General features: G+C 41.0%; 26 protein-coding genes and 1 tRNA gene. 15 read left to right on the forward strand and 12 right to left on the reverse strand.

Annotated features, from left to right (window positions below; all coding sequences use genetic code 11):
* Positions 1-15: 15 nt before the first annotated feature.
* From OCV27_RS03745 to OCV27_RS03760, 4 genes are read left to right on the forward strand one after another with little or no spacing between them, the layout of a single operon-like run.
* Positions 16-750 (forward strand): DUF1538 domain-containing protein, encoded by a 735-nt coding sequence (locus OCV27_RS03745; protein ID WP_125321901.1) that lies wholly within the window; start codon positions 16-18, stop codon positions 748-750.
* Positions 747-1541: a DUF1538 domain-containing protein gene (locus OCV27_RS03750; RefSeq protein ID WP_125321903.1), complete on the forward strand. Its 795-nt coding sequence runs from the start codon at positions 747-749 to the stop codon at positions 1539-1541. Before OCV27_RS03745 ends, OCV27_RS03750 begins: the two co-directional genes overlap by 4 nt.
* Complete coding sequence (locus OCV27_RS03755) at positions 1531-1881, forward strand: P-II family nitrogen regulator (RefSeq protein WP_125321905.1); 351 nt, start codon at positions 1531-1533, stop codon at positions 1879-1881. Before OCV27_RS03750 ends, OCV27_RS03755 begins: the two co-directional genes overlap by 11 nt.
* Positions 1878-2282 carry a CBS domain-containing protein gene (locus OCV27_RS03760; RefSeq protein WP_125321907.1) on the forward strand — a complete coding sequence of 135 codons (405 nt, stop codon included), beginning with the start codon at positions 1878-1880 and terminating at the stop codon, positions 2280-2282. The genes OCV27_RS03755 and OCV27_RS03760 overlap by 4 nt, the downstream gene beginning before the upstream one ends.
* A gap of 42 nt (positions 2283-2324) precedes the next feature.
* Here the strand turns inward: OCV27_RS03760 and OCV27_RS03765 are convergent, their stop codons facing one another.
* Both OCV27_RS03765 and OCV27_RS03770 read right to left on the reverse strand, forming a co-directional pair.
* Positions 2325-2840: a regulatory protein ToxS gene (locus OCV27_RS03765; protein ID WP_125321909.1), complete on the reverse strand. Its 516-nt coding sequence runs from the start codon at positions 2838-2840 to the stop codon at positions 2325-2327.
* A gap of 10 nt (positions 2841-2850) precedes the next feature.
* Positions 2851-3708 carry a winged helix-turn-helix domain-containing protein gene (locus tag OCV27_RS03770; protein ID WP_125321911.1) on the reverse strand — a complete coding sequence of 286 codons (858 nt, stop codon included), beginning with the start codon at positions 3706-3708 and terminating at the stop codon, positions 2851-2853.
* 250 nt (positions 3709-3958) lie between these two features.
* On the opposite strand from OCV27_RS03770, the gene htpG reads away from it, so the two are divergent.
* The 3 genes from htpG to hemH all read left to right on the forward strand — a co-directional run bounded on the left by htpG (position 3959) and on the right by hemH (position 7897).
* Complete coding sequence (gene htpG / locus OCV27_RS03775) at positions 3959-5863, forward strand: molecular chaperone HtpG (RefSeq protein WP_125321913.1); 1905 nt, start codon at positions 3959-3961, stop codon at positions 5861-5863.
* Between the two features lie 303 nt (positions 5864-6166).
* The gene (gene adk, locus OCV27_RS03780) at positions 6167-6811 is read left to right on the forward strand and encodes an adenylate kinase (RefSeq protein ID WP_125321915.1); all 645 of its coding nucleotides are present in this window, start codon (positions 6167-6169) and stop codon (positions 6809-6811) included.
* A 132-nt stretch (positions 6812-6943) separates the two neighbouring features.
* Entirely contained in the window at positions 6944-7897 is a 954-nt protein-coding gene (gene hemH, locus OCV27_RS03785; protein WP_125321917.1) for a ferrochelatase, read from the forward strand.
* 60 nt (positions 7898-7957) lie between these two features.
* Here the strand turns inward: hemH and OCV27_RS03790 are convergent, their stop codons facing one another.
* From OCV27_RS03790 to OCV27_RS03805, 4 genes are all read right to left on the reverse strand, one after another.
* Positions 7958-9451, reverse strand: coding sequence for a winged helix-turn-helix domain-containing protein (locus OCV27_RS03790; RefSeq protein WP_125321919.1), 1494 nt, complete (start codon positions 9449-9451; stop codon positions 7958-7960).
* A gap of 182 nt (positions 9452-9633) precedes the next feature.
* Positions 9634-10236, reverse strand: coding sequence for an outer membrane beta-barrel protein (locus OCV27_RS03795; protein WP_125321921.1), 603 nt, complete (start codon positions 10234-10236; stop codon positions 9634-9636).
* Between the two features lie 310 nt (positions 10237-10546).
* Positions 10547-10993 (reverse strand): DUF411 domain-containing protein, encoded by a 447-nt coding sequence (locus OCV27_RS03800; RefSeq protein WP_125321923.1) that lies wholly within the window; start codon positions 10991-10993, stop codon positions 10547-10549.
* A 9-nt stretch (positions 10994-11002) separates the two neighbouring features.
* Entirely contained in the window at positions 11003-13693 is a 2691-nt protein-coding gene (locus tag OCV27_RS03805) for a heavy metal translocating P-type ATPase (RefSeq protein WP_125321925.1), read from the reverse strand.
* Between the two features lie 226 nt (positions 13694-13919).
* Between OCV27_RS03805 and gltX the strand changes: the two genes are divergently transcribed.
* On the forward strand, positions 13920-15347 hold the full coding sequence (gene gltX, locus OCV27_RS03810; protein ID WP_125321928.1) for a glutamate--tRNA ligase: 1428 nt from the start codon (positions 13920-13922) through the stop codon (positions 15345-15347).
* Between the two features lie 121 nt (positions 15348-15468).
* Here the strand turns inward: gltX and OCV27_RS03815 are convergent, their stop codons facing one another.
* The 3 genes from OCV27_RS03815 to OCV27_RS03825 all read right to left on the reverse strand — a co-directional run bounded on the left by OCV27_RS03815 (position 15469) and on the right by OCV27_RS03825 (position 17629).
* Positions 15469-15975, reverse strand: coding sequence for a Fe3+-citrate ABC transporter substrate-binding protein (locus tag OCV27_RS03815; RefSeq protein ID WP_125321930.1), 507 nt, complete (start codon positions 15973-15975; stop codon positions 15469-15471).
* Between the two features lie 391 nt (positions 15976-16366).
* Positions 16367-16443, reverse strand: a tRNA-Arg gene (locus tag OCV27_RS03820).
* Between the two features lie 52 nt (positions 16444-16495).
* Positions 16496-17629: a flagellar assembly protein FlgT gene (locus OCV27_RS03825; protein WP_125321932.1), complete on the reverse strand. Its 1134-nt coding sequence runs from the start codon at positions 17627-17629 to the stop codon at positions 16496-16498.
* Between the two features lie 164 nt (positions 17630-17793).
* Between OCV27_RS03825 and OCV27_RS03830 the strand changes: the two genes are divergently transcribed.
* Both OCV27_RS03830 and flgP read left to right on the forward strand, forming a co-directional pair.
* Entirely contained in the window at positions 17794-18429 is a 636-nt protein-coding gene (locus OCV27_RS03830) for a FlgO family outer membrane protein (RefSeq protein WP_125321934.1), read from the forward strand.
* A gap of 9 nt (positions 18430-18438) precedes the next feature.
* A complete protein-coding gene (flgP, locus tag OCV27_RS03835) occupies positions 18439-18870 on the forward strand; it encodes a flagellar assembly lipoprotein FlgP (RefSeq protein WP_125321935.1) in 432 nt (143 codons plus the stop codon).
* A gap of 54 nt (positions 18871-18924) precedes the next feature.
* Here the strand turns inward: flgP and OCV27_RS03840 are convergent, their stop codons facing one another.
* From OCV27_RS03840 to flgA, 3 genes are all read right to left on the reverse strand, one after another.
* The gene (locus OCV27_RS03840) at positions 18925-19350 is read right to left on the reverse strand and encodes a flagella synthesis protein FlgN (protein WP_125321937.1); all 426 of its coding nucleotides are present in this window, start codon (positions 19348-19350) and stop codon (positions 18925-18927) included.
* 12 nt (positions 19351-19362) lie between these two features.
* Positions 19363-19680 carry a flagellar biosynthesis anti-sigma factor FlgM gene (gene flgM, locus OCV27_RS03845; protein WP_125321939.1) on the reverse strand — a complete coding sequence of 106 codons (318 nt, stop codon included), beginning with the start codon at positions 19678-19680 and terminating at the stop codon, positions 19363-19365.
* A gap of 80 nt (positions 19681-19760) precedes the next feature.
* The gene (gene flgA / locus OCV27_RS03850; protein ID WP_125321941.1) at positions 19761-20507 is read right to left on the reverse strand and encodes a flagellar basal body P-ring formation chaperone FlgA; all 747 of its coding nucleotides are present in this window, start codon (positions 20505-20507) and stop codon (positions 19761-19763) included.
* Positions 20508-20584: 77 nt separating this feature from the next.
* On the opposite strand from flgA, the gene OCV27_RS03855 reads away from it, so the two are divergent.
* The 5 genes from OCV27_RS03855 (at position 20585) to OCV27_RS03875 (ending at position 24106) form a co-directional block, all read left to right on the forward strand.
* Positions 20585-21511: a chemotaxis protein CheV gene (locus OCV27_RS03855; RefSeq protein ID WP_125321943.1), complete on the forward strand. Its 927-nt coding sequence runs from the start codon at positions 20585-20587 to the stop codon at positions 21509-21511.
* Positions 21512-21521: 10 nt separating this feature from the next.
* Complete coding sequence (locus tag OCV27_RS03860) at positions 21522-22349, forward strand: CheR family methyltransferase (protein ID WP_125321945.1); 828 nt, start codon at positions 21522-21524, stop codon at positions 22347-22349.
* A 210-nt stretch (positions 22350-22559) separates the two neighbouring features.
* Positions 22560-22955, forward strand: a complete 396-nt coding sequence (flgB, locus tag OCV27_RS03865) for a flagellar basal body rod protein FlgB (protein WP_125319377.1) — start codon at positions 22560-22562, stop codon at positions 22953-22955.
* A gap of 4 nt (positions 22956-22959) precedes the next feature.
* Positions 22960-23376, forward strand: a complete 417-nt coding sequence (flgC, locus tag OCV27_RS03870; RefSeq protein ID WP_125319378.1) for a flagellar basal body rod protein FlgC — start codon at positions 22960-22962, stop codon at positions 23374-23376.
* Positions 23377-23392: 16 nt separating this feature from the next.
* Entirely contained in the window at positions 23393-24106 is a 714-nt protein-coding gene (locus OCV27_RS03875) for a flagellar hook assembly protein FlgD (RefSeq protein ID WP_125319379.1), read from the forward strand.
* Positions 24107-24117: the final 11 nt, after the last annotated feature.

Raw genomic sequence — 24117 nt, forward strand, 5'->3', positions numbered from 1 at the left:
AAATATGAGGTTTATATGCAGGCATTGGCCGCACTTTTAAAAGCTTTTTTCGGTAGTTTAAGAGATTTGCTGCCAATAGTGGCTGTTATCGTTTTTTTTCAACTTGTGGTGCTGCAAGAGCCTTTGCCTAATATGCTCTCTATACTACTTGGCTTAGTGCTAGTTGTCATGGGGCTTACTTTTTTTATTTTTGGTTTAGAGATGGGGCTATTCCCTATCGGTGAATCAATGGCACAAGCATTTGCTCGAAAGGGCAGTATTACCTGGCTTATGTTATTTGCGTTTTGCTTGGGATTCGGTACCACGATTGCGGAACCAGCTTTAACAGCCGTAGCTGCAGAAGCTGCACAAGTTGCAGCAGAGGGAGGAATGATCGTTTTAGATGATGTTGCAATGGATCAATATGCAAATGGTTTGCGTTATACCGTAGCCCTCTCAGTGGGGATTGCCATTATGTTAGGAGTACTACGTATTCTTAAGGGATGGTCTATCCAGTACATGATAATTGGGGGGTATGTTGGTGTTGTTGTGCTAACCATATTCGCTCCAGAAAGTATTATTGGTGTGGCCTACGATTCTGGAGGAGTAACCACATCGACAATCACAGTGCCACTAGTGACAGCTCTTGGTGTCGGTTTAGCCTCAGCAATTAAGGGGCGTAACCCTATGCTTGATGGTTTCGGGTTAATTGCTTTTGCTTCATTGCTGCCAGTTATGTTTGTCATGGTATACGGAATGGTGGTTACGTGATTGGTTGGCCTGATTTTATTGGTACATTTAAAAGTACTATCAGCGATGTATTGCCGATTGTCTCGATTATTTTTGGATTTCAGTTTGCAGTTTTACGCCGCCCCATAACGAACTGGCCGCAAGTTGTGGCTGGTTTTGGATATGTGATCATCGGGCTTTCGCTGTTTCTTATTGGCCTTGAACTTGCCTTATTTCCCCTTGGCGAAACTATGGCAATACAACTCACAAAACCCTCTTTTTTGATTGAGTTTGGTACAGCGGATATAGGAAGTATTGGTTGGCAGGATTATTATTGGGTGTATTTGTTTGCCTTTTGTATTGGCTTTAGTACCACAATTGCTGAGCCCTCACTTATAGCTGTTGCTATAAAAGCTAATCAAGTGTCCGGTGGTTCAATTCGTGTTAATGGGCTGCGTATCGCAGTAGCATTTGGCGTAGCGTTTGGTATTTCGTTAGGGAGTTACAGAATAGTTGTTGGTGACCCAATCCACTATTACATAATTGCTGGTTATATTATTGTCGTTATTCAGACTTTTTATGCCCCGAAATTGATCGTTCCTCTTGCATACGACTCTGGGGGAGTGACGACTTCAACAGTAACAGTGCCTTTGGTCGCGGCTTTAGGTTTGGGGCTTGCTTCAACCGTACCGGGCAGAAACCCTATGATTGATGGCTTTGGCCTGATTGCGTTTGCCAGTTTGTTTCCGATAATTTCTGTCATGGGGTATGCCCAGATCACTCGATGGCTGAACAGGAGTTCATCACAGGAGGATAATGAAAATGCGCTTTAAATTGATACTCGCTTTTGTTGAAGACAGTAGAACAGAAACAGTGCTTGATGCTGCTAGAGAGGCAGGTGCGACAGGGGCAACGGTTATTAACCATGCTAGAGGGGAAGGGCTGAACAAGAAGAGAACCTTCTTTGGCTTGACTTTAGAAGTACAAAAAGATGTCCTTCTTTTTGTCGTAGAAGAACACCTTTCACGTCATATTCTCGAAACAATCAATGAAACAGGAGAGTTTGATCAAGAGTCTGGGCAAGGAATTGCTGTTCAAATTGATGTAGAAGATGCTGTTGGTGTTGCTCACCAAGTAGAGAAATTAACTGAAGTTGTAGGGAATGAGTTATGAGTAGTGATCAGAAAGTACGAGTACGTGATGTGATGGTCGGTAATTACGTTGTGATTGACGGTCTAACTACCGTAAGGGAGGGGATACAGCTTGCGAGAAAACATCAAGCTAAGGCCTTAGTTGTCAACAAACGCAATGATGATGATGAATATGGACTTGTTTTGATGAATGATATCGCCAAAAAAGTTCTAGCAATGAATCGTTCTCCAGATAGAGTCAATATATATGAAATTATGACTAAACCAGCATTGGCTGTAGAACCTGAAATGCATGTAAAGTATTGCGCTAGACTATTCGAACGTTTTGGTATCAGTCGGGCACCTGTTATTGAAAGTGGGCAGATTATAGGCATGGTCAGCTACAACAATATCGTTATTAATGGTATGGCGAGGGATGAATAATTCTCCCTCGTTTGAGTTAACTGTTACAATGGAAAATATCACCTAATTAGAAAATAGTACTGAAGAACCGTGATTTAAACTTGTCAGTAATAACGTGTTTTCATTAACTATATCAATTCGACGGCTTTGCTGGGCGTCCATTTTAAAAATTTGTGTGATGAGCTTTAGTTGCTCTTCATTAAAATCTTTACTCTGTGCGGAGGAGACATCTTTAAATTTTATCGGTGAAACTAAAAGGTAGTTATCGCTGACATCCCATTCACCTTCCTCGGAAATATTGATGATATTTTCACTTTTAGTGCCTTCGGCATAGAGTCGTACGGTAGCAAAACGATTATATTGACCGTTGGGTAAGTATTTTACATTAGAGTCGACGGTGACGCGGCGAAGAGAGCCTACAGACTCTTCTCTTAAGCCGTCAGTAATAAGAGTAACCATCCTTGACTGCCATTCTTTTGATGTAAGCACTTGCTCCACTTTGAGATCACTGCCCCAGTATAGCCAACCACTGAACAAGGCTGACAAAACAAGTAATCCGGCTGCAATTTTATGGTTCATTTCATTCTTCCTATTGGCAAACTTTATTCAGATCTTGTTGGTTAGCAAATATGCGGACGGTAATATTTTCACCTGAGCTAGTGACGGAATGGATGTAGTTAAGTACTAATTGGTTGTTTTGGCCACCTGTAGCAATAACTTCCACCGGAATCATAGATTCATGAGCGGTATTATATCGTTTTACACATTGTTCGATTGATGAGTACCAAGGTGTTAAATCTGGGTGATTCATCGGGGTTTTTACTGGTGTATTATCATAAACAGCAATCTGGCGAAATGTTGTTTCTGCTGGGTTGGTAAACAAAATGACACTTAAAGGTAATAGCAAGGCTAGTAACAACATCACCCGTATTCCCCACTTTGGTTTAGCTGGCTCAGTTGTTCTTGATACCGGCTGAGGAATGGTCGTCTCATATGTTGAATTGGGAGATTCTTGGGTAGAGATATCAGCCGTGCTATCTCCAGCAAAGTTGTCAATTTCTTGCGTTTCACCTTCCTGACATTGTGCGCCGCTCATCAAGGGGGTTGTTCGTTCAACATCACAGATTAATTGGTAGCCACGTTTTGGAACGGTTTTGATAAATTGTGGTGATTTAGTTGAATCTTGCAGTTGCTTTCTTAATGTCGAAATTGCTTGAGTTAAACTTGAATCATCAACTTCAAACCCTTGCTCTCTCCACACGAAATCATGTAATTGATTACGAGATACGATTTCATTGGGCTTTTCTGCCAATAAAAGCAAAATTCTGCTTTCATTGCTTCCCAAACGAATAACTTCATTATCGCCTGAGTTGTCCACCAGAGAGTTGGTATTGGGATCAAAAGTAAATCTACTTGAAAGATTGAACTTAGTGCCTATGTTACTCATTCGGTATAACCATCATTGTTAGTTAGGTTTCATCAGATGTGCGCCAAAAAACGTGTTTGAGAGAGTATTAATATTGTTTTTGATTTTTTGAGGTGCAAGGATAGACAAAATAAAATCAAAAAAACAATGTTTTTATGAATTTTGACCTTGAATTTACATTTGGCACCCTCATGTTAGTTTTCAGATTATGTCAATATCGGCCTAGTTAATAAAAATTAGCCTTGATAATTATAGATGTTACGGAGCGAACATGAGCGATACAGCAACAAAAAACAAAGAAACTCGTGGCTTTCAGTCTGAAGTAAAACAACTGCTTCACTTAATGATTCATTCTCTTTATTCAAATAAAGAGATTTTCCTGCGTGAACTGATCTCGAATTCTTCGGATGCTTCGGATAAGTTGCGTTTTCAAGCATTATCTAGTCCTGATTTGTATCAAGGTGACGCAGATTTGGGCGTTAAACTTTCTTTTGATGAAAACTCTAATAGCCTTACTATTTCTGATAATGGTATCGGAATGAGCCGTGATGATGTCATTGAGCACCTTGGCACCATTGCAAAGTCGGGTACTGCGGAGTTTTTCTCTAACTTATCAGAAGATCAATCTAAAGATTCGCAACTGATTGGTCAGTTTGGTGTTGGCTTTTATTCAGCATTTATTGTCGCTGATGCGGTAACAGTTCGTACTCGCGCAGCAGGACAGCCTGTAGATGAGGCTGTTCAGTGGCACTCTGCTGGAGAAGGTGATTACACAATAGAAACCATTTCGAAGGAATCTCGCGGTACTGATATCGTGCTTCACATGCGCGATGAAGGTAAAGAATTCTTAAATGAGTGGCGTTTGCGTGAAGTGATCAGCAAATACTCAGACCATATTGGTATTCCGGTTTCTATTCAGACTGCTGAGCGTGATGAGGAAGGAAACGAGACTGGTGAGAAGAAGTGGGAGCAGATAAACAAGGCTAAGGCGCTTTGGACTCGTAATAAGTCTGATATTTCTGAAGAAGAATATCAAGAATTCTATAAACACGTTTCGCACGATTTCGCTGATCCTTTGCTATGGAGTCACAACCGTGTTGAAGGTAAGAACGACTATACCAGTTTGCTATACATCCCAGCGAAAGCACCTTTTGACATGATGAATCGTGACCATAAATCTGGTCTTAAGCTGTATGTTCAACGCGTATTTATTATGGATGATGCAGAACAATTTATGCCGTCTTACCTACGCTTTGTACGTGGTTTGATAGATTCTAATGATTTGCCTCTCAATGTGTCACGTGAAATTCTTCAAGACAATAAGGTTACTCAATCATTACGTAATGCTTGTACCAAACGTGTTTTGACAATGCTTGAACGTATGGCAAAAAATGATGAAGAGAAATATCAATCATTTTGGAAAGAGTTTGGCTTGGTTCTGAAAGAAGGCCCTGCAGAAGACATGGCCAACAAAGAGAAAGTGGCAGCCTTACTGCGTTTTGCTTCAACAGAAAATGATTCTTCTGAACAAACCGTTGGCTTAGCATCCTATGTTGAGCGTATGAAAGAAGGTCAGGATAAGGTCTATTATCTAACAGCTGATAGCTACGCCGCTGCGAAAAACAGCCCTCACTTAGAACAGTTCAAGGCGAAAGGGATCGAAGTGATTTTGATGTTTGATCGCATTGATGAGTGGCTAATGAATTATCTGACAGAGTTTGATGGTAAGCAGTTCCAGTCAATTACTAAAGCTGGTCTTGATCTCAGCCAATTTGAAGATGAAGCAGAAAAAGAAAAGCAGAAAGAAGCAGAAGAAGAGTTCAAGTCTGTTGTTGATCGCACCAAAGAGTATTTAGGCGACCGTGTTAAGGAAGTTCGTACGACTTTCAAGCTGGCGACGACTCCTGCTGTGGTTGTGACTGATGATTTCGAAATGGGCACTCAAATGGCGAAGTTGCTTGAAGCAGCAGGTCAAGCTGCTCCAGAAGTGAAATACATCTTCGAGATTAACCCAGAGCATCAGCTAGTTAAGCGTATGGCTGATGAAGTTGATGAAGAAGTGTTTGGCCGTTGGGTTGAAGTTTTGCTTGGTCAGGCGATGTTAGCCGAGCGTGGTTCAATGGAAGATCCATCACAATTTGTTGGTGCAATTAACTCGCTGCTGGTAACTCATTAATCTGAAATGCAAAGCTCGCCTCGGCGGGCTTTTTGTTCGCTGAAACCGATAGCCATCAAACAAGTACTTGCTTTGGTTAATGTGAGTAAGCAGGCAATCTGTACTTTTGAGCTAAACGGTAGTGAACGATTGTATGATAGAATACAATCTTGCAACAAAGTGAACGGGCGTGTAATGTGCACGCCTGTTTTATTATCAACAAAAAACACTTATACCGAAACTTATCGTAGCGCAACATCGAAGTGATGACTTGTTAGTATTGTGAGCTTCGGTATAAATTAATTTATCTTAAGAGGGTTCAACATGCGCATCATTCTTCTAGGTGCTCCAGGTGCAGGAAAAGGCACACAGGCTCAATTTATCATGGAGAAATATGGTATTCCACAAATCTCTACAGGTGATATGTTACGTGCTGCTATTAAAGCTGGCACTGAGCTTGGTAAGCAAGCCAAAGCTGTTATCGATGCTGGTCAGCTAGTTTCTGATGATATAATCCTTGGCCTGATTAAAGAACGTATTGTTCAAAATGACTGTGAAAAAGGTTTCTTGCTAGACGGTTTTCCCCGCACAACTCCTCAGGCTGATGGCCTAAAAGAGATGGGTATCCTGGTTGACTACGTTATTGAATTTGATGTTGCTGATAGTGTGATTGTTGAGCGTATGGCAGGCCGTCGTGCTCATCTTGCGTCTGGTCGTACATACCATGTTGTTTACAACCCGCCTCAAGTTGAAGGGAAAGATGACGTTACTGGAGAAGATCTTGTAGTTCGTGATGACGACAAAGAAGAAACGGTTCGTGCACGTCTTGGTGTCTACCATGAGCAAACAGCACCTCTAATTCAATACTATGGTAAAGAAGCACAGTCTGGTAACACCAAGTACCTAAAATTCGATGGTACGAAACGAGTTGAAGAAGTGAGTGCAGATATAGAGAAAGCCTTAGCTTAATTCTACTAACATCGTAAACTGAAAGTTTGTTATAGTGAAAGCGGCCAATTTGGTCGCTTTTTTGATCTTGACCTTTTGGTAGGTAAAGAGGTTTAAATCGTAAAGTCTGTTTTATTGTATCGATGAGGTTTTATGAGTAATACGAAAAAACAAGGGGTGTTACTGGTGAACTTAGGAACGCCAGATGCACCGACAGCTCCGGCTATTAAACGTTTCCTCAGTCAGTTTCTGCATGATCCACGTGTGGTCGACATGACAAGATGGCTTTGGTGCCCACTTTTACACGGTATTATTCTTCCTATACGTTCACCTAAAGTTGCTAAGTTATACCAAACCGTGTGGATGGAAGAAGGTTCCCCTTTACTTGTTTATGCTAAAAAACAGGCAGAGAAACTTAAACAGCAGATCGATATACCCGTTGAGCTAGGTATGACTTATGGTAACCCAAGTCTTCAGGTGGGGCTTGAAAACCTTATTTTATCTGGTGTTGAGGAAGTGATTGTTTTGCCTCTTTACCCTCAGTATTCAGGAACAACAACCGCTGCGGTTTCTGATGGCTTAACCAAAGCGTTTAAAGGGTTACCCGTGATGCCAGCTTATCGGTTGATTCGTGATTATCATGATCACCCTACTTATATAAAAGCTTTAGCGGAAAGTGTTAAGCGTTCATGGCAAGAAAACGGTCAAGGCGATTACTTGCTTTGCTCCTATCACGGAATACCACAACGCTATGCTGATAATGGTGATATCTATCCATTGCATTGCCAGAAAACAACTGAGCTATTGAGGCTGGAATTAGGCTTAACGAAAGAGCAGGTTGGAATGACTTACCAATCTCGATTTGGTCGTGAACAATGGCTACAACCTTATACAGATAAAACATTAGCGCAATTACCCAGTCAAGGTATCAAAAAGCTTGATATTATCGCGCCTGCATTTTCGTCAGATTGTTTGGAAACTTTGGAAGAAATCTCAGAGCAATGCTGCGAAATTTTCATCGAACATGGAGGTGAAGTGTTTAATTATATTCCATGTTTAAACGATGATGATCGTCATATTCAGATGATGATTGATCTGATTAGCTAAACCACTTATTTCTTGTGACATTATTATGACCAAGCCACCTAAATCGGTGGCTTGGTCACATTATGGGTATGGGCGGCAAAATGTTTCTACACCTTGCCATAAAATGGATTTAGGCTTTTGGATGGATTTTATATCGCTTAATGCCTCTTGCCATAAATCAAGGCAAGCCTTTTTCCTATCATGGCTTGCATAGAGATCAAAAACACGCTCTGCGGGGAGAGTTGTAGTTAGTGCTGAAGTTGCCTTTAAGTAATAGGCGAGATACATTTGCTTGTTGCCTTTTTCTCGATTTATGTTGGCTTGAAGAAGAAAAATTAGCGCATTGTCCGGAACTTCAGCCGAGTATTCTCTTTCCAGCATTCTAAGGCTCTGTTCAACATCTCCTGATCGATAAGTCACCAATGCCAATAGCATATGAAGATCCGGAGGGGTAATTGGTTCCCTTTCCTTGATTTTAGTAATCCACTTTTTAAAGTCTGTCTCAGTCTGGTTAGTAAAAAGCAGTTCTCGGGTATAAAACAGCACCTCCACATCTGTCATAGTGCGGGCTAGCAAGTCGTTTAGAGTTGTATTCGCAATTGGAGTAATTAAATTTGATACATGGCTTGGGAGCGTATTTATAGCTTGTGGTAGCTTAAAATAGTCACTTAAGTCGGCATTTAATTGATTAACGGTTTCGGTTAGCAGGTGTGATTTAAAGCGGTATATTTTTCGCCATGCTACTCGGCCGGAGGCTGAAAGGTGAAGAAGACTTTCTAGATTGAGATTGCCATATTCATCTTGCCATAAATTAAAACGTAACCTGTAGTCAGAGTCGAACTCAGCATCTGAGCCGGGGAAGTGACAGTGCTCACTCAAGTTGTGCAGATAGAAGCTAGGAGAGCTCATATTTGACAGATGAATGAAGGGCGAGGAGCTATGGGCATAGAGTGTTAGTGCTTTTAGCTTTAGTACAGTATTACTAATAGCCTCATCCTCGCAGACGATATTATCGAGTAGCAACCGTACTTGTGGCACATGAAGAGTGTTGTTTTTTGTTTCTTGGGTCAAATGAGACCAAGTATGTATAGCAAGTAGCACGGCCAAAGATGTGAACACAACACTTAAACTCTTGCCGAGATAGCGTAAGATATTTGTTTTGAGTACTGCTATTGGCTGTGCTTCTACTGTTTGACTAACTGGTTCAGCTTCATCTTTGGCGATCAGTTGAACAAAGCTTTGCGGAATATAGTAGCCACGCTTTGGGTAGGTGACGATGATTTTAGTTGAATCAGCTTGTTGGGTGTGCTGACGAAATAGATTACGTAACAGACTGATTCGGTTAGTTACTACATTTTTCGAGATATACTGACTTTCCCATACCGTCTCGATAAATTCTTCAATCGAGGTTGGGTTGTCGACATTTGATAGCAACACTTCCAATAAAGCGATATTTCTTGGTTCAAGGGGGATCTCACCCTGCAATGAGTACAGAGATTTTTCATGCGGATTGTAGATGATATCGGCAATGGCAATGTTGCAATGTTCGGCTTTAGCTTGTTCGAGTAGGTTCATTTATCTCTATTGAGAAATAACATTATATAACCAGTGTACCCTATTTTTGAGGTCGAATATAAGTGTTTGAAATGTTGTACCTGTCCCATAAGTGAGATTTTTGTTGGATGCGGGGCGATATTTAGGCGGAGAAGAAACAAATAATGCCGCAAGAAGCGGCATTATTTAATTCACTACTCTTATTAGAAAGAGTAGCTAGCGTTTAGGTACCCAATACTTGTTGAGTCGAAGTTCGCCTTTGCTGCGCCGATTTTGTGTTCGTTATCGAAGTAATGACTGTAACGATAGCCAAGCTCCATACCAAAGCGCTCGGTAAATTTGTATCCTATACCTAGGTTTGCTCCTGCCGTAAGGCCAGTATTTGAGCTATCTTCATTGAAACCAAGTAATGGTACCTTAGCTTCGAACTCACTCTTATAAACGCCTAGATTACCACCTGCTAGTAGGTAAAATTGTTCATTTACATTGTGGATATAGTCTGCACCAGCACCAATTTCATTACTTTTGATAGTAAATTCAGCTACTTTAATACCGGCTACTTTGTATTCAGTTGAACTTTCGCCGTTTGTTTGGATATAACCATAAGCGCGTACATTAGGATTAAAATAGTGACCAAATTTAAGAGCAAGAAGGCCAGTATCTTTGTTGATAGCCTCATTGTTCCCGTATTCACCGGAAGTATCATATTTACCAAAACCAAGTTCTAGTGCTGCGTAATTATCATTAGCAAGCGAAGGCATAGAAGCGGTGGCAGCGATCGCTGCAATAAGTAATGCTTTTTTCATTTGTTATACACTCAAGTTATTTGTCTTTAAGAAAAAGGAAGTTAAGTAAGGTGAGTGATCTAAGTGACTGCTCAAATACTGAACCCCTTTAAAAAGGAGCCGCATCTTGGTACGGCTTTCAAGAGAAAAGAAGTTAATACAAGGTGTACTGATGAAGCGAGAAATAAAATTACAATCAGTTAAATAAAGTTAAATTTTATATTTAAGGCATTGTTTTTAGAGTCAATATACAATTACTCCCGCAGCTTGTTATAAGAGGTTTAGCTTATTTTTCAGGTGCTTTAAAATATAAAATAATCAACAGAAGGGGTTATTTGTTATTTTTAGGGTAGGTTTTATATTCAAGCACTTGCCCATCTTGATTAAACGCATAGACAGAATAAGCATCTTTTTGGCTGCCATTTTCCATCCCAGGAGAGCCTAGTGGCATACCAGGTACCGCTAATCCTTTCGCGCCTTTGGGCGGGTTAGTTAGGAATGTTTTAATATCTTTTGCTGGTATGTGGCCTTCAAATACGTAGCCATTAATTTCAGCGGTATGACAAGACGCTAATTGCGACGTAATACCTAACTGTTGTTTGATGCTATTCATATTATCATGCAGTTTTTCTTCCACCGTAAAGCCCTCTTGTTTCATATGTTTAGTCCAAGCGGTGCAGCAGCCACAGTAAGGCGATTTGTGATTAATAACATCGGTAGCTAAAGCTTGGTTAGAGAGAAGTAAAAGCGACGTAAGTGCGACAAATTTCATTTTCATAAAGACCTCTTATTTAGGTGAATATTTAAATAGACGTAGACGGTTGGCGTTGCTCACCACAGTAATGGAAGACAGCGCCATGGCTGCGCCTGCAACGACAGGGCTGAGTAGAAAGCCAAAAGTAGGATAGAGCGCGCCCGCTGCGATAGGGATCCCCAAGCTGTTATAAATAAAGGCGCCAAATAAATTTTGTTTCATATTTTTCATGGTCGCCTTGGAAAGTTCAATCGCTTTGACTACCCCAAGAGGCGATGAATGAAGCAGAGTCATTTGGGCGCTTTCAATCGCTACATCACTGCCGCTGCCCATCGCAATACTGATATCTGCTGTTGCGAGAGCAGGCGCATCGTTCACTCCGTCACCTATCATGGCGACATGTTGGCCTTGTGCTTGAAATTGGCTGATATGCTGCGCTTTTTGATCGGGTAGTACCTGGGCGATAACATTTTTTATCCCAAGCTTAGAGGCAATCGCATTTGCCACATCTTGACTGTCCCCTGTTAACATCACAGCAGTAATTCCTAACCGGCTAAGCGCATCAATCGCTTGCTTGGCATCTGGCTTGATTGGGTCGCTAATGGCTATAATTCCCACCACCGACTCATGTTGAATGACAACAACAGGTGTCCATGCATTATTGGCGCATTTTTCTATCTCTGGCGTGAAGGTTTCGGTATTTATGCCTTGCTGCTTAGCATAAGTCAGAGAGACAACTGAGGTGAGCTTATCTTTAATAACCCCTGTGATCCCCATACCACGAAGATTATTAAAATCAGTCGCTTGTTCAAGGTGAAGCTTTTTTTGCTCGGCAAGTTCGACAATGGCTTTAGCTAGCGGATGCTCTGAGTATTGCTCTAAACTTGCTGCTAGAGTGATTATGTGGTTTTTATCTCCATTTTTTACAAACAGAGATTCAACCTGAGGTTTACCTTGCGTTAGTGTGCCAGTTTTATCAAACACAACCGTATCAATCTTAATAGCAGATTGAAGCACATCTGCATCTTTAATTAATATCCCCATTTCAGCCGCTTTTCCGATTCCAACAGTGACCGAGAGTGGGGTGGCTAGTCCAAGCGCGCATGGGCAAGCAATAATTAAAACAGTGGTGGTGACAATTAGCATATAGCTGGCTTTGGGTTCAGGACCATATAGAAACCATATTAGAGCCGACACCAAAGCAATAGCGACAACAACCGGAACAAATACAGATGATATTTGGTCAGCCAATTTGGCTATTGCAGGTTTGCTACTTTGCGCCGTACGAACCATGTTAATGATCCTTGCCAGCATAGTACCACTGCCAACGCTGGTCGCTTCTAATTCTAGACTGCCGTCCTGATTAACTGTTCCAGCTGAGATTTGAGAACCTTGCTCTTTATACACAGGGACAGGTTCGCCAGTTAGCATAGATTCATTGAGGTAGGATTGACCGGATAAGACCACACCATCAACTGGCACTTTTTCGCCGGGTTTAATTCTGAGCTTCATTCCTTGAGTTATTTCTTTAATTGCCATCATTTGTTCGCCAGAATCGGTGAGCACGGTAGCATTACTAGGCTGAAGGTTTATCAATGCTTGTAGAGAAAGGGTGGTTCTTGCTTTTGCTTTCGCTTCTATATAGTGCCCCAGAGAAATTAAGCCAATAATCATGGCACTGGCTTCAAAATATACGTGACGTGATGCTTCTGGGAAGCATTGAGGTAAACTGACGACCAGCATTGAAAATAGCCATGCTGCGCCTGTACCAAGTGCGACTAATGTATCCATTGTCGCACGTTTGTTACGCAGCGCTAGCCACGCGTTAGCAAAGAAAGAATATCCAGCGGTGGATAGTAGCCACAAACAAATTAATCCTATGCCACCCCAAATAAGTTGATCTTGAGGGGTACGTATCATCATGTTACCACCCAGTATTCCCCACAGCATTAATGGAGCGCCGATAGCAATACCTGCCCAAGCACTACTTTTGTGTTGTGCCTGTTTGGTTTGTTGCTTGGCCAAGTGCTCTTGTTGTTGGGTCTCCGGGTCAATAATATAGTCTGCCTTATAGCCCGATTTTTGTACCGAGTCTAAGATTGACTTTATGACAGAGTCACTTTTGGAAGCACTTATAACGAGTGCACTTTGTTCTGCTAGATTGACTTGCGCCTTTTGAATCTCTCCAACTCGTTCTATTGCTCGTTCAACAGATGCAACGCAGCTAGCGCACGTCATTCCTGAAATGAAAAAATTCAAGTTATAGATATTTTCTTCTGCAAGTGGTTGAAAATTTTCTTTTGCGGGAGCGGTATCAGGTATAGCGTGGTGTAGCTGAGATTCATCGCTACTTGCCTTGTAACCCAATGAAGTGACAATATCTTGTATTTGTTGGGCGCTAAGTAACGTTGATAGTGATAAGTCAGTTTTTGATACTTGGAACTGACCAATGAGAGAATGCTTTTCTAAGGCAAGGTTGAGTTTAGTGACACATTTACTGCAATTTAAACCACTTAAGTTGAATTGATAGTGATTGCCGGCATTATAACCAAGAGAGTTAATTGACGATTCTAACTGTTTAAAACTACTGCTGCTATCAAGACTGATATGCTCTGTGGTTAACTCATGGATAAAAACAGAGTGCTCAGAGAGTAGATGCCTCTCAATTATGCGCGCGCATCCCATACAGTTTAAACCAGAAAGTGGAATATCGAATCTATTCATTACATGACCTTTAGCAATAACGTATTACTGAGAATAAACCTTACCTCAAGGGTAAGGTCAAGGGGGATGATGTAAGCGGTTAATAAACCACCAAAGTGTTCAAAACTCACTTGTTGAGGGAATTCTACATCTGGTGGATTGTAGATTTGGATATCAGTGATAAAATACGCGCAACTTTTAGTACCTCTTCAAGGTGCGGTCATTCAGTTAATCAAGGTATTTTTAAATGACGGTTAAAACTCGTTTTGCTCCCAGCCCAACAGGCTATCTTCACGTTGGCGGTGCTCGTACAGCACTTTATTCATGGCTTTATGCGAAAAGCCAAGGTGGTGAGTTCGTATTACGTATCGAGGATACTGACTTAGAGCGCAATTCTCAGCAAGCAGTAGATGCCATTCTTGAAGGTATGCAGTGGATGGGACTTGAATGGGATGAAGGGCCCTATTTCCAATCCAAGCGCTTTGACCGCTATAACGAAATGGTTGATAAATTACTTGCAGAAGATAAAGCATATCAATGCTATGCATCAAAAGAGCTTCTTGATGAAGTTCGAGCTGAGCAAGAAGAAAATAAAGAGATGCCTCGCTACGATGCTAATCACCCTAAGATTGTTGCCGCGAACGAAGTAGCTAAAGATGGAGATCCTTGTGTGGTGCGTTTTCGCAACCCTACTCAAGGTAGCGTAATTTTTGAGGACCAGATCCGAGGGCGCATTGAAATTGGTAATGATCAACTCGATGATCTTATCATCCGCCGTACTGATGGTGCCCCAACATACAATTTTGTGGTTGTTGTTGATGACTGGGATATGGGAATTACTCACGTTGTACGTGGTGAAGATCATATCAATAACACTCCACGACAAATCAACATTTATCAGGCTTTAGGTGCACCAGTCCCTACATTTGCCCATTGCGCTATGATTTTGGGTGATGATGGTGCCAAATTGTCTAAGCGGCATGGGGCAGTCTCTGTGATGCAATATCGTGATGAGGGCTACTTGCCAAACGCACTTAATAATTATTTGGTTCGTTTAGGATGGTCTCATGGCGATCAGGAAATATTTTCTCAGCATGAGATGGTCGATTTATTTTCACTCGATGCTATTTCTAAATCAGCGTCTGCATTTAACACTGAGAAGCTGCTTTGGTTAAACAACCACTATATTAAAACCTCAGAGCCTGAATATGTAGCTGAGCATCTACAATGGCATATAGTCAATCAAAAACTCAATATTGACAATGGTCCAGCTTTGACACAAGTGATTCAATTGGTGGGTGAACGCTGCGATACATTAGTTGAGCTTGCTGAGCAAATTCGTTACTTCTATGAAGATTTTTCTGAGTTTGAAGCAGGAGCGGCGAAAAAGCATTTACGAGGTGTCGCAAAAGGCCCACTAGAGCTTGCGCTAGCTAAAGTTGAATCCCTTGAAAATTGGGGAGCAGAAAGTATTAAAAACAATGTTATTACTGCTGTATGTGAAGAGCTTGAGATTGGCATGGGCAAAATTGGTATGCCTTTGCGTGTTGCGGTAACAGGTGGGGGGCAATCACCGTCAGTGGATGCTGTAATGGATCTTGTGGGCAAAGAGCGAGTTATTGCTCGGATTAAAATGGCATTGGCCTTTATTTCAGAACGAGAAGCTAACTCATAATACCCTGAAAAATATTGATTAAATGCCTAAAACCGCAGCTTTTGTTGCGGTTTTTAGTATCAAAGGGAACTTAGTTAAGAGCGCTTAAATCAATAGATAACTATAGGCATATTAAGGTCGTTTACTTAAGGTCAATACTTGTCAAACGACCCATAAACTCCAGAATTTCCAAATTATCTTTGTTAGCTTCTAGTAGGGCTTTTTTGGTTTTGGTGTAAGCTGCTAGTCGACCATGTTTTTTGATTGAACATACAATACTTTTATAAATCAACTTTCCATTCTTGTCATAATTACGCCATGCAGCGATATAACATTCGTCTTTTGCGCTAGGGTTGGACTTTGTTGGCCTAGGTTTGAATATGATTTTAGGCTCAATAGAATGAGGCAGTCTAGTCATTAAATAAGGATCTTTGAGTAATTTTCGCCAAAATTTTCCCCACATAGCACTACCCAATTCATTTCTAAGTTTTATCGCTTTTTTGAGCCCTTTTTCCTCTCCAATTTTTACATAACCCACAGAGCGATGTAACACCGTGTCATCAGGTGTGTGGATATGAATTTTAAACGCAGTTTTGGCTTTGGAAATAAAACGGTGACCAGTGTTTGTAGCCAGATTACTCTTCTTCATTAAATTTCTATAGATAATTTTATTAATAACTATTTTAGTTGAATGTGCCTGATTGGTGAAGCTCTGATTCGTCTTTCCTTACTTTGTTAAACAGAAATACATAGTTCTTTTTTTATAAGCCTGAATAAGACATTGAAATAATGATTATCTTTTTACTTGTGCATTGATGCTAGACATTAGAGTTTATAGAACGACGTAAGACTGTCGTTTGAACTTACTTAAGTGTATGAGTTTTTTGATAAGAGTACCCCTGACAAAATTCCAAGTAATTGATAGTTTTGATTTTAATTTTTTTGGTTAATTTAGAGTGGTGTATGAATTATTTTCGAGAATAGAGTTTGTTATCTTGATAAGAATAAGGCCTATGTTCGGCCTCACATTGTTTTGATTATGGCGCTCCCGACAGGATTCGAACCTGTGACCTATCCCTTAGGAGGGGATCGCGCTATCCAGCTGTGCCACGGGAGCGTGAGCCCATCATACTATACTTTCCTAGAATATTAAGCGCTAATTTACTGTTTTAAAGCTGCTTGTGCATAACATCACCAATTTGGATACTGCCAGCAAGCTCTGGCTGATCAACGGTTAGTTCTGCTTCATTTTCATATACGCGTGATACTGTGAGAGTGATGTCGGACTCAGTGACTTTATTACGTGGCAGCCCTCGTTGATCGATAAAAGAGCTTGTATGCCAAAGCTTAAGTTTATCTCCTTGATTCACACCATGTATACGTCCGAGATCCATAGTTAATACATTATCCCACCTAGAGATAATTTCAGGCAAAGTGATTTTACAAGATACCTCAGATTCTAGGTCTAACATAATATTTCGGCTGACTCTTAGCATCATATCGCCGTAAGTTGATGCCCAGAAACGCGCACTTCTGGTGTCGACTTGGCTGGTTTTTGGGAAAGGCCATCGAGCTACTTCACGATAGTTGTTGTTATAGACTTTATTGCCTGTTTTTCCGTCAAAGACTGTCATTTCAAGCGCAAATTGACGATTAATAATGTCATCTTTCAGTAATTTTTGCTCTATGGTTGCAGTTAAATCAGTAATAACACCCCCAAGGATATATTGAGCGCCTGTGTCTTGTGCAATCATCTTTAGTCTTTCGGGATAATGTTTATCAATTTCATAGTCTGTAGTTCCAACAGAGACGAAGTTGCTTGACTCTTCATCCAATTGGCGATTAATCACATTGGCAAAGTCATCTCCAACTCGATAGATTTGTCCCATAACGGCTTGCTTAGGTGAAGCAATATCGATATTGCCGACTAAGAATGTTTTTTTATACTGGGTAAGATGGCAAGCTGTTGCCGATGGGTAGATATCTATACGTGCTTTGACAAACATGACACCTTTACGAACTTTTTGCTCGTCAACTACTATATAGCGTATTTCGGTGTTACTCAGTTGGTATTCTCTGCGTTCACTTTCTAGTATTGGTCTTATATTTGATATACTACCGATATCTGCCCCTGAGAAGCTAACCGCTTTGTATATCGCGTTTTCTAAAGCATGAATACGAGCGACTTCTTCGGAAGAAACTACGGTAGCTGTACCGGTTACTTCATACCATCCGCTCCAAACCAACGCTGGATACAGTGTTAGACAAAGAGTTGAAACTATTAAAAAAAACGACTTTTTCATCTTAAAATTCCAAACTGGTTCACTTTTTGCATTTAATTCGTTAGCTGATTTAGGTATTGCCGTTCTATATAGTGACATATATAGCAAAGCAAAGAATGTTCCACTTTGGTATCTGAGATATAGAGTGGCGCAGATAGGGCCTAAAATATATCGGAGATTATAATATGAAAAATTGGCTAACGCTTGTGCCTGTGGTACTTCTCACTGCTTGTGCCTATGCGCCTGTTTATAACGGTAAAGAACCTTACCCTGGCTCTCAATTTATGCTGATGGAGAGCCCGCGTCATACGCTTGACTTTTTTGTCGAGAGCATGACAGAAGATTTGATGATTTCAAATACTAGTGTATCAGCCCGGACACCTATTGCCGTTACTTCATTTGTTGATCTACAAAATATGGATGCAACCAATTGGCTGGGTAATTCAGTTTCAGAAGGTTTTATCCATCAGTTTCAGCGCCGAGGTTTTAAAGTCGTGGACTATAAAACAACAGGATCTATTCAGGTTACTAGTCTGGGGGACTTTGCTTTCAGCCGTGACTGGAAAGACTTGGCTCAAGAGCAGGACATACAATATGTATTAACTGGCACTATGCTGCGACAAGAAGGTGGTGTTTTAGTCAACGCACGTGTTGTGGGTATGCAGTCTCGTGTAGTTGTTGCAACAGCTCAAGGTTTTTTGCCTGCAGATCGTATTGGCCGAGATCTAGACACACTTAACAGTATCCGAGATGAAGATGGTGTTTTAATTCGCTCTGACCCTACAATAAGGCAGCCTTATACTGTTATTCTTCGTCCATAGGGAGTTGAGATGAATAAGATATTTTTTCTGGCCATGACACTGATGATGGTTGGTTGCCAGCCTCTACAGAATATGCGTGCAGAGGATATGCTTACTGCAGTTGGATATGCCAATATCAGTGAACAGAAAGGGCGCACCGATGAGGAGCGGCAAGTGAGAGCTATGCGTGCTTCAAAAATAGATGCATATCGTGAATTAGCAGAGCAAGTGTATGGTATGCGTGTCAGTGGTCGAGCTGATCTAAAAGATCAACGCCTTGGAACTGAACTCACTTCTGGTGCTGTCGATGGAGTTATTCGTGGAGCTGAGGTGGTAAGAAGTTATAAAGTAGGCGACAGTTATGTGACAGAGTTACGTCTTGACATTAAAAAGATGAACAAGCTGCGTGATTATGGTGAAGTTCAAGTGGTTCCAGAAAAACGCCAGCAAACACTATTCTAACTTCTACACTAAATATCCCATTTAAATTTGCGGCAAATTTTGCCGCTTTTTTTATCATGCTTTGATATTAGTGCCTAATGTTGTGACACTTTTAGTTTGTCCATCTGCGCTGTATGTCATTCCTAACTTTCCTTGGCTTTGTTGCATGAGATTATTTAGCTTATTAAAGCTCATTTGCGCTCGTTGCAAAGCTTCACCATTTATTATATTTGCTTGTTGGCAGTCACTGATGATAGCGCGAATTTTATCAACCAGAGGGCTCAGCTCTGGATCTGTTGTCAAACTCACAGCCTCGGGATGTTGTCCTATACGTTGATCAGTTTGTTGAAGTTTGTTGATAAGAGATAGCTTATCATTGGCAAGCTGTTCAATATCTTTAGCAACCCGAGTGGTTATCGCTAATTTTTCTCTTTCGAGAATATCAGAAAGATCTTGGGCGGTTTGTAATTGAAAATCTATTAAACTGCTTAGGGTAGCCATAATGGAACCTCGCTACTCCAAACCACCAAGCTCTTGCTCGAACTTGATCATGTTATCTGCCAGTTTTTGAGGGTCAACGCTATATGAACCATTGGCAATAGCTTCTTTTATCGCGGCGACTTTTGCCTTATCAAAACTTGGTTGACTTGCTAATTGAGAATGCATTTCACCAACAGCTTTCCCCTGTTGACTGAGGGAAACTGAATCTTGCGCAACGTCTGACTTTGAAGTAGAGCCAGAGCTAGCAGAGCTGTTATTCTCATTACGTGCAGTGCTCTTAGTAGACGTTGTGACCGTCTGCCCAGAGCGTATGTTGTCAATACCTGCCATATGTGTGAGCCTTTCGTATTTGAAATCTTGTACTGTCGATATCGGCCAGAGTTATTAAAACTTTAGAAACTTTTATTTGTTTAAAAAATAACCGTAACTTCGGCAATTCCAGTCACTCTACCTTCAATTATACGGTTGGATTTATTATTTTTCACTCTAATCTGCTCACCATGTGAACCATCTGTGAGTGCGGTGCCTTTAGTTGTGATGGTCATACCAGACTTTTGGGCTTTAATAGTGACGGTTTCATTACGGCATACAACACAAACATCATTGCTTTCCAATATTTCCCCAGCCCTAAGATTTTTTTTAGTTTTTGCTCCGATTACTTCAGCAATATTTGAAAAGCCTTGCCGCCTTACACGTTGCAAGTCTACCATATTAATAGTGAGGTCTCGAATAGATAGTATTTGCCCTCGGCTGATAGCGACTGTTGTTGTGACTTGTGGTCCAGTCCGAGTTAGCCTTACTGGGACGTATAATTTCCAATTATCTTCGTCACACTCGACTAGCACGGTGATGTTACTTGCACTAGGGTTTGTAGAAGAAGAAGTTGTTTTTAGAGGAACAGGACAATCTGTTACAAAAATGCGGCTGTCAATGTTTGCCGCTTTTGCCAGTAAAGAGCCACCAGCTGGCCACTCAATGGTGGAGAGAATGTAATCTTCAGCGGCTTTTTGAACACGGGTAATCTGTCCAGATGTGGTTGAACTTAATGAAAAACTAAAGAAAAAGCATAAAAAGGCGATAGTCTTATAAAACTTTTTATAGAAAGATCTACAATTAGTAATGGAAAAAGAGCATAAACGTAATTTATGGTATGTCATTCTGCTTCTCTGGTTTTCTTTGCCTTTTAGTAGACTATCATTTTATACCATGAAAGTTTGAGATGGAGATGGGGCTTATGTCGGGTATTCTTGATTCGGTGAATCAGCGCACGCAACTCGTCGGTCAAAACCGATTGGAACTTTTAACATTTCGCTTGATGGGGCGGCAGCGATACGGTATTAACGTATTCAAGGTAAAAGAAGTCCTTCAATGCCCTATATTGACAATGATGCCTAATTTACACCCTTTGGTTAAAGGGGTTGCTCATATTCGTGGTCAAACTGTGTCTGTGATTGACATGAGCTTGGCTATAGGAGGAAGACCCACTGAAGATGTTGAGAAAGCGTTTGTTGTTATTGCTGAATTTAACCGAACAATTCAGGCGTTTTTGGTGACTTCGGTTGAACGTATTATCAATATGCATTGGGAGGCAATTCTGCCTCCACCTGACGGTACTGGTAAAGGAAATTACCTTACGGCAGTAACAAATATCGATAATGAACTTGTTGAAATACTCGATGTTGAAAAAATTCTAATGGAGATTTCACCCATTGATGAAACAATGGATTCTTCTATTGGGGAAGAAATTGCTCAAGTTCAGTCGGAAAAAGAAGTGGTTCGTCGTATACTTATAGCCGATGACTCCACGGTCGCTCGTAAGCAAGTCGAACGTGCTGTAATATCAATTGGTTTTGATGTCGTCTCCGCCAAAGATGGTAAAGATGCATATGACAAGCTGGTTGAAATGGCTGCTGAAGGCAGTATATATGAACAAATATCATTAGTCATTTCAGATATTGAGATGCCGGAGATGGACGGTTATACATTGACTGCCGAAGTCCGACGCAATCCGGATCTGAAGGATTTATATGTTATTCTTCACTCATCACTCAGTGGTGTTTTTAACCAAGCTATGGTTGAACGGGTTGGGGCCAATGCTTTCATTCCTAAATTTAACCCTGATGAGCTTGGTAATGCAGTGAAAACTGCGCTTACTGATTAAAGAGAAATAAATGACAGCGATAACTATAAGCGATCAAGAATATCGCGACTTCAGCCGCTTCTTAGAATCTCAATGTGGTATTGTCTTAGGTGACAGTAAACAATATCTGGTGAGGAGTCGCTTAAGTCCTTTAGTAACAAAGTTTAAGCTGAGTTCTTTGTCGGATTTGCTAAAAGATGTTGTTACTGGGCGCAACAGAGACCTTCGTGTTGCGGCGGTAGACGCAATGACAACCAACGAGACCTTGTGGTTTCGAGATACGTATCCATTTGAAGTGCTGGCGAATAAGCTTTTACCTGAAGCCGCAGAAACGAAAAGGCCGATTAAAATATGGTCAGCGGCAAGTTCATCTGGTCAAGAGCCCTACTCTATGGCGATGACGATTCTGGAAACGCAACAGCGTAAACCTGGCTTGATACCCAATGTTGCGGTTACTGCTACGGATATATCAGCTAGCATGCTCGATATGTGTCGAGAAGGTATATACGATAATTTAGCCTTGGGGCGTGGTTTGTCACCCGAGCGCAGAAAAAATTTCTTTGAAGATGTTGATGATGGAAGGATGAAAGTTAAGGATAATGTTAAACGGCTAGTTAATTTTCGTCCTCAAAACTTGATGGAAAGTTATGCACTTCTAGGAAAGTTTGACATTATCTTTTGCCGCAATGTACTTATATATTTTTCGCCAGATATGAAATCTCAAGTGTTAAATCAAATGGCAAGTAGTTTAAACCCAGGTGGTCATCTATTGTTAGGTGCGTCAGAGTCTTTGACAGGGCTAACAGACTGCTTCGAAATGGTTCGTTGTAATCCAGGGATTATTTATAAGCTTAAATAACATATTATAAACCGACTGAGCCCAGCATTATGCTGGGCTCAGTCGGTTTATAAGTCTCTATATGAGGTCTAGCGTATATTCTAATTTTGTTATTTGGCGTATAAATTGCTGTTAAATATACCAACAAGTAAATTAGGTTAGGTAAAAAGTTGGTATATTAATTGCTTTTATATCTAATAATATCGGTCATTTCTTTTTGTAGAGGTTAACATGGCTATATCTTTCAATAACGCATTAGGTATCCACCAATACACGGTGGGAGTGCGCTCACGCAATGCTGAGGTTATATCCACAAACATTGCTCAAGCCAACACACCAGGCTTTAAATCGAAGGGTATGGACTTTCAAAGGGCATTGCAAGCGGCAACATCAGAGGCAAGTATAGGTCTTAGCCGCACTGATGGTCGGCATATTCCTGCCTCTACTCAAGTGACTGGGGAAATGTTATATCGACTTCCAACACAGCCGGACACGGGTGATGGAAATACAGTAGATGTTGATTTGGAGCGTAACTTATTTATGCAAAATCAAATCAGGCACCAAGCGTCGTTGGATTTCCTGGGTAGTAAATTCAGGAATTTAACCAAGGCAATTAAAGGGGATTAATTAGATGAGCCTATTTAATGTATTCAACGTGACTGGTTCTGCAATGAGTGCTGAATCTGTTCGTTTAAATACCACCTCGAGTAACTTGGCTAATGCTGACAGTGTGTCTAGTTCTGCTCAAGATACCTACAAGGCACGTCACGCTGTGTTTGGTGCCGAACTAAGTAAAGCTAAATATGGTCGTGAACATACGGTACCGGTACAAGTTTTAGGTATTGTTGAAAGTAACAAGCCACTTGATGCTGAGTACAACCCCGAACACCCACTCGCTAACGATGACGGCTATATTTATAAGCCGAATGTTAATGTGATGGAAGAAATGGCGAACATGATATCTGCTTCTCGTTCATATCAAACGAATGTACAAGTTGCAGATGCTAGTAAACAAATGCTGCTGCGTACGCTGCAGATGGGTCAATAAGGATAGGAGGTAACTTATGGCTGGGGACATTAATAATAATGTTGGTCAAAGCGGCTTGTCCTATGTTGACCAGCTTAAACGGCTTCAAGACAATAGCAAGCCAGATGAGATAACAGGTAAGCAAGATCTTAAACAGGAAGATTTCTTATCTTTGCTTACTAAGCAGCTTTCTCAACAAGATCCGTTTAAGCCGGTTAGCAATGACCAAATGATTGCCCAAATGGCGTCGTTTGCGACGGTAGATGGCATCGGTAAAATGAATAATCAGTTTGAAACATTGAATTCATCGATGACATCGAGTCAAGCACTTCAGGCATCATCACTTGTAGGTCGGGATGTTCTTATTCCAGGCTCTTCCGGTGTGAAGACTAGTGAAGGTCCTATGTCTGCTATGGTAAAACTCCCTCAAGCTGTCGATAATTTGATGGTTCGAGTTGAGAATCAGATGGGACAACTGCTCCGTACCTTTGACGTAGGCTCTAAACCAGGTGGTGACAGTCGCGTTGTTTGGGATGGCAAAGATCAAAACGGTAATCCATTGCCGGCTGGCAAATACAATGTGAAAGCTTCGGGTTTGTTGGACGGGCAGTCGAAAGAATTTGAAGTTTCGACTTACGCAAATGTAAATAGCGTTTTACTTGGAAACGGCAATGGTAACGTACTACTCAATCTAGCTGGTTTTGAATCGCCAGTTCGACTTGCTGAAGTACTAGAAGTTGGAAAGGCGTAATTATTACGCTA

Source organism: Vibrio pectenicida (assembly GCA_024347015.1).
Taxonomy (GTDB): domain Bacteria; phylum Pseudomonadota; class Gammaproteobacteria; order Enterobacterales; family Vibrionaceae; genus Vibrio; species Vibrio pectenicida.

What these genes read in the sequence shown, in the direction of transcription:
- htpG (WP_125321913.1), top strand. Translation starts at nt 3,959, where the DNA reads ATGAGCGATACAGCAACAAAAAACAAAGAAACTCGTGGCTTTCAGTCT.
- OCV27_RS03830 (WP_125321934.1), top strand. Translation starts at nt 17,794, where the DNA reads ATGAAAAATTGGCTAACGCTTGTGCCTGTGGTACTTCTCACTGCTTGT.
- OCV27_RS03860 (WP_125321945.1), top strand. Translation starts at nt 21,522, where the DNA reads ATGACAGCGATAACTATAAGCGATCAAGAATATCGCGACTTCAGCCGC.
- OCV27_RS03800 (WP_125321923.1), bottom strand. Translation starts at nt 10,993, where the DNA reads ATGAAAATGAAATTTGTCGCACTTACGTCGCTTTTACTTCTCTCTAAC.
- OCV27_RS03795 (WP_125321921.1), bottom strand. Translation starts at nt 10,236, where the DNA reads ATGAAAAAAGCATTACTTATTGCAGCGATCGCTGCCACCGCTTCTATG.
- flgA (WP_125321941.1), bottom strand. Translation starts at nt 20,507, where the DNA reads ATGACATACCATAAATTACGTTTATGCTCTTTTTCCATTACTAATTGT.
- gltX (WP_125321928.1), top strand. Translation starts at nt 13,920, where the DNA reads ATGACGGTTAAAACTCGTTTTGCTCCCAGCCCAACAGGCTATCTTCAC.
- OCV27_RS03790 (WP_125321919.1), bottom strand. Translation starts at nt 9,451, where the DNA reads ATGAACCTACTCGAACAAGCTAAAGCCGAACATTGCAACATTGCCATT.
- OCV27_RS03770 (WP_125321911.1), bottom strand. Translation starts at nt 3,708, where the DNA reads ATGAGTAACATAGGCACTAAGTTCAATCTTTCAAGTAGATTTACTTTT.
- OCV27_RS03825 (WP_125321932.1), bottom strand. Translation starts at nt 17,629, where the DNA reads ATGAAAAAGTCGTTTTTTTTAATAGTTTCAACTCTTTGTCTAACACTG.
- OCV27_RS03875 (WP_125319379.1), top strand. Translation starts at nt 23,393, where the DNA reads ATGGCTGGGGACATTAATAATAATGTTGGTCAAAGCGGCTTGTCCTAT.
- flgM (WP_125321939.1), bottom strand. Translation starts at nt 19,680, where the DNA reads ATGGCAGGTATTGACAACATACGCTCTGGGCAGACGGTCACAACGTCT.
- flgP (WP_125321935.1), top strand. Translation starts at nt 18,439, where the DNA reads ATGAATAAGATATTTTTTCTGGCCATGACACTGATGATGGTTGGTTGC.
- flgC (WP_125319378.1), top strand. Translation starts at nt 22,960, where the DNA reads ATGAGCCTATTTAATGTATTCAACGTGACTGGTTCTGCAATGAGTGCT.
- OCV27_RS03805 (WP_125321925.1), bottom strand. Translation starts at nt 13,693, where the DNA reads ATGAATAGATTCGATATTCCACTTTCTGGTTTAAACTGTATGGGATGC.
- OCV27_RS03855 (WP_125321943.1), top strand. Translation starts at nt 20,585, where the DNA reads ATGTCGGGTATTCTTGATTCGGTGAATCAGCGCACGCAACTCGTCGGT.
- OCV27_RS03755 (WP_125321905.1), top strand. Translation starts at nt 1,531, where the DNA reads ATGCGCTTTAAATTGATACTCGCTTTTGTTGAAGACAGTAGAACAGAA.
- OCV27_RS03765 (WP_125321909.1), bottom strand. Translation starts at nt 2,840, where the DNA reads ATGAACCATAAAATTGCAGCCGGATTACTTGTTTTGTCAGCCTTGTTC.
- OCV27_RS03745 (WP_125321901.1), top strand. Translation starts at nt 16, where the DNA reads ATGCAGGCATTGGCCGCACTTTTAAAAGCTTTTTTCGGTAGTTTAAGA.
- OCV27_RS03815 (WP_125321930.1), bottom strand. Translation starts at nt 15,975, where the DNA reads ATGAAGAAGAGTAATCTGGCTACAAACACTGGTCACCGTTTTATTTCC.
- flgB (WP_125319377.1), top strand. Translation starts at nt 22,560, where the DNA reads ATGGCTATATCTTTCAATAACGCATTAGGTATCCACCAATACACGGTG.
- adk (WP_125321915.1), top strand. Translation starts at nt 6,167, where the DNA reads ATGCGCATCATTCTTCTAGGTGCTCCAGGTGCAGGAAAAGGCACACAG.
- OCV27_RS03760 (WP_125321907.1), top strand. Translation starts at nt 1,878, where the DNA reads ATGAGTAGTGATCAGAAAGTACGAGTACGTGATGTGATGGTCGGTAAT.
- hemH (WP_125321917.1), top strand. Translation starts at nt 6,944, where the DNA reads ATGAGTAATACGAAAAAACAAGGGGTGTTACTGGTGAACTTAGGAACG.
- OCV27_RS03840 (WP_125321937.1), bottom strand. Translation starts at nt 19,350, where the DNA reads ATGGCTACCCTAAGCAGTTTAATAGATTTTCAATTACAAACCGCCCAA.